Origin of the sequence: Streptomyces sp. NPDC097107, from assembly GCF_044762405.1 — a bacterium.
Taxonomy (GTDB): domain Bacteria; phylum Actinomycetota; class Actinomycetes; order Streptomycetales; family Streptomycetaceae; genus Streptomyces; species Streptomyces thinghirensis.
Window position 1 is genome coordinate 1 of sequence record NZ_JBIWEF010000038.1, and the last position, 4,504, is coordinate 4,504.

2 protein-coding genes are annotated in these 4,504 nt (G+C 73.1%); both read left to right on the top strand.

Translation table 11 applies throughout. From position 1 onward, the window contains the following. The coding region (locus ACIQ1J_RS35310) for a type I polyketide synthase (RefSeq protein WP_403563487.1) at positions 1-2,559 on the top strand (2,559 nt) is incomplete at its 5' end. A 148-nt stretch (positions 2,560-2,707) separates the two neighbouring features. Continuing rightward, positions 2,708-4,504 (top strand): type I polyketide synthase (locus ACIQ1J_RS35315; RefSeq protein ID WP_403563489.1); only part of this gene is annotated, 1,797 nt, incomplete at its 3' end.

Here is a 4,504-nt window from a genome sequence, read left to right on the forward strand (position 1 = left end):
TTCGGGAAGATCGCCGCCCAGCTCGCCTACCGTGAGCCGGTCCTGCCCGTCGTCTCGAACGTGACCGGCACTCTCGCCGCACCGGGGGACCTGTGCGATCCCGGGTACTGGGTCCGTCACGTCCGTGAGACCGTCCGCTACCACGACGGACTGGGCAGCCTCATGGCCCGGGGCGTGCGCCGCTTCCTGGAGGTCGGGCCGGCGCCCGTACTGACCGCGCTCGCCGCTGATCGTCCCGAGGCGGACGGTGCCGTGCACGTCGCCACAGCCCGCAGACAGGGCGACGCGACGGAGTCCCTGCTGCGGGCCGTCGGGCAGTTGCACGCGCGTGGCCTGTCCCTGGACTGGGACGCCGTTCTCGCGGCCGCCGGTCCCGTCCGCCGGGTTCCCCTGCCCACCTACGCCTTCCAGCGCAAGCGCTACTGGCTCGACGCCACGCCGGGTGCCGCAGACCCGGCGACCGGCCCCGAACGCCTCCGTTACCGGATCGCCTGGCACCCGGTGGCGCCTTCGACGGCGGAGCCCCGGCTGGACGGGACATGGATCATCGCCGTCCCCGCGTCCCATCAGGAGCACCCTCTCGTTCCGGCCCTCGTGGACGCCGTCACCCGGAGCGGCGGGCGCCCGTCCGTACTCGTCACGGACACGGACACGGACACGGACACGGACACGGAGACCGCGAGCACCGACACCGCGAGCACCGACACCGACCTCGACCTGCTGACCGGGCGACTCGGCACCCCTTCCGGAGTACTCTCCCTGCTGGCGCTGGACGACGCTCCCCACGCTCACCACGCGGGCCTCTCCCGGGGATTCGTACACACGCACGCGCTGGTCAAGGCGGCCCGCCGACTTGCCGGACCCGCCGTGCTCTGGTGTGTCACCAGTGGCGCCGTAGCCGTCGACGCCGGCGAGGACGTCCGGTGCGACCAGGCCCAGCTGTGGGGGACCGGGACCGTCCTGGCCCTGGACCACCCGGACACCTGGGGCGGCCTCGTCGACGTGCCCGGCCCCGACGCCCTCCCGATGGGTGAACTCGCCCTCCGCGTCGTCGGCCTGCTGGCCGATCCGGACGGTGAGGACCAGGTGGCCGTACGGTCCGGCGGCGTGTTCGGCCGGCGCATGGTCCGGGCTCCTCGGCTCCGGCCCGGCGCGGGGGCGTGGCAGCCTCGCGGGACCGTGCTGGTCACCGGGGGGACCGGCGTTCTCGGTGCGCACACGGCCCGGTGGCTGGTCCGTCACGGCGCCCGTCACCTCCTCCTCACGAGCCGACGCGGCCCGGACGCCCCCGGCGCCGCCGAACTGGCCGCCGAGTTGACCGCCCAGGGCGCACAGGTCACCGTCGTGGCCTGCGACGTCGCGGACCGGGAAGAGGTCTTCGCCCTCCTGGACCACGTACCCGGTGAGCACCCCCTGACCGCCGTGGTGCACGCCGCCGGCGTCCTGCGCGAACCCGTCGACCTCACGGACATGGCACCGGAGACCTTCGCCGACGTCATACGCGCCAAGACCGAGGGCGCACGCCACCTCGACGAGGTCCTCCGCGACCGGCCGCTGGACGCCTTCGTCCTGTTCTCCTCCGGCGCCGCCGTCTGGGGCAGCGCCGGACAGGCGGCCTACGCCGCGGGCAACGCCCACCTGGACGCCCTGGCCCACCGGCGGCGCGCCCGAGGCCAGGCCGCCACCTCCATCGCCTGGGGGCCCTGGCGTGGCGGCATGGTCGAGGCCGAGGCCGAGGCCGCCCTGCGCCGCGCCGGAGTCCCCGCGATGGACCCCGAACCCGCGCTGGAGGTGCTCCGCCAGGCCCTGGACGACGACGAGACACAACTGGTCGTCGGGGACTTCGACTGGCCGCGCTTCGCCGCCGTCTACGGCTTCGACCGCGCCCGGCCGCTGCTGCGGGCTCTCCCCGAGGCCACCGGCGCCGGGCGGGACCGTACCGCCCTCCAGGACCCGCCGGCGGACGAAGGCGCGCACCGGGAGCCACTGGAACCGCTGTCCGTCCTTCGCCTGGCCGCGCTCTCCGAGACCGACCAGGAGCGGACCCTGGTGGAACTCGTGACCGCCCAAGCCGCCCGAGTCCTCGGCTACGACCGCGAGGAGGTCGAGCCCGGCCGGGCGTTCAAGGACATCGGGTTCGACTCCATGACCGCCGTCGACTTCCGCCAGCGCCTGGCCTCCGTGCTCGGACTGGACCTGCCCGCCACCCTGATCTTCGACCACGCCACCCCTACCGCTCTCGCCCGCCACCTGCGGACCGAACTCCTCGGAGCGGACGCGGACCCGCTCACCGCGGTCCTGGCCGGCCTGGACCGGCTGGAAGCCGTGGCGCCCGGCCTCCCCCGGGAGGACATCGACCGGAACCGGCTCGCCGCCCGCCTCCAGGCCCTGGCCTCCCGCCTCACCGCCGGCACGGGCACGACCGCCACGACCGGTACGTCCGCCACATCCGGTACGTCCGCCACGTCCGGGGACGCCGACGACATCGCCGGCCGTCTCGAGGACGCCGACGCCGACGTCGTCCTCGCCTTCATCGACAAGGAACTCGGCGTCGGCTGACCCGCCCTCGCCGGGGGCCGCCGCCCGCACGGGCCTTCTAGGGGCGACTAGGGGTAGGCGGCCCCGTCGCCGCACTGAATTCTTAGGCACTGATCATTCATAGCCATTGATCACGGATCGTCATTATTTGCGCAGTGGGGTGACCTTGGTGCAGGACGAGAAAAAGGTTCTCGACTACCTCAAGAAGGTGAGCGCCGAGCTGCATCAGACGCGTCAGCGGCTGCGGCAGAGCGAGGACCGACACCAGGAGCCCATCGCCATCATCGCGATGAGCTGCCGCTATCCCGGCGGGGTGCGCTCTCCGGAGGACCTGTGGCGGCTCGTCGCCGAGGGACGTGACGCCATCGGCCCGTTCCCCGACGACCGCGGATGGAACCTGGAGGCCCTGCTCCACCCGGAACGGGACCGTCCCGGCACCTCGTACGTCCGTGAGGGCGGCTTCGTCGACGACATCGCGGGCTTCGACCCGGGATTCTTCGGCATCAGCCCCCGTGAGGCGCTGGCCATGGACCCGCAACAGCGGCTGGTTCTGGAGGTGGCCTGGGAAGCGTGCGAACGCGCCGGTATCGATCCCCACGCGCTGCGCGGTGCCCCCGTCGGTGCCTTCACCGGCTCGGGCGGTCACGACTACGGCGAACTCGTCGCCACCCGGCCGGAAGTGGCCGAGGCCTACATGATGACGGGCAGCTCGGGCTCCGTGATCACCGGACGGGTCGCCTACACCCTCGGTCTGGAGGGGCCGGCCGTGACCGTGGACACGGCCTGTTCCTCCTCCCTCGTGGCCATGCACCTGGCCTGCCACGCGCTGCGCCGCCAGGAATGCTCGCTCGCCCTGGCGGGCGGCGTCGCGCTCCTCGTCAAACCCGAACCGTTCGTCGCCTTCAGCCGGCAGGGCGGCCTGGCCGCCGACGGCCGGTGCAAGCCGTTCTCCGACAGTGCCGACGGCACCGGCTGGTCCGAGGGCGTCGGCGTGCTGATGCTGGAGCGGCTCTCCGACGCCCGGCGCAACGGACACCAGGTACTCGCCGTCATCCGCGGCTCGGCCGTCAACCAGGACGGTGCCTCCAACGGCCTCACCGCCCCCAACGGCCCCTCCCAGCGCGACGTCATCCGCCAGGCGCTGGTCGACGCCCGCCTGACCGCCGGCGACATCGACGCGGTCGAGGGGCACGGCACCGGCACGACCCTCGGCGACCCCATCGAGGCCCAGGCCGTCATCGCCACCTACGGGCAGGGACGTCCGGCGGACCGGCCACTGTGGCTGGGATCGCTGAAGTCCAACCTGGGCCACACCCAGGCCGCGGCCGGCGTCGCCGGCGTGATCAAGATGGTCATGGCGATGCGGCACGACGTACTGCCCCAGACCCTGCACGTCACCGAGCCGAGCGCGCACGTGGACTGGTCGGCGGGCACGGTCGAGCTGCTCACCGAGGCCCGTCCCTGGAAGACCGACGGCCGGCCGCGTCGCGCCGGTGTCTCCTCCTTCGGCGCGAGCGGCACCAACGCGCACCTGATCATCGAGGAGGCCCCGGACCCGCAGGCCGAGCCGGAGGAGACGGCGGGGAAAACCGGGGCGGGCTTTCTGCCGCCGTTCCTGGTCTCCGCCAAGGCCCCCGGGGCCCTGCGCGACCAGGCCCGTGCCCTCTTGACCCTGCTGGCCGAACATCCTGACCTCGACCTCACCGACCTCTCGTACGCCCTCGCCACCACGCGAGCCTCCTTCGAGCACCGCGCGGCGGTCGTCGCGGCCGACCGCGACGGACTGACCCGGTCACTCACCGCTGTCGCCACCGGCGAAACCGCCCCCGGCCTCCTCACGGCCACACCGCGGCCAGGCAAGCTCGCCGTGCTGTTCTCCGGGCAGGGGAGTCAGCGTGCGGGTATGGGCCGGGAGTTGTACGAGGCGTTTCCGGTCTTCGCGCGTGTGCTGGATGAGGTGGTCGAT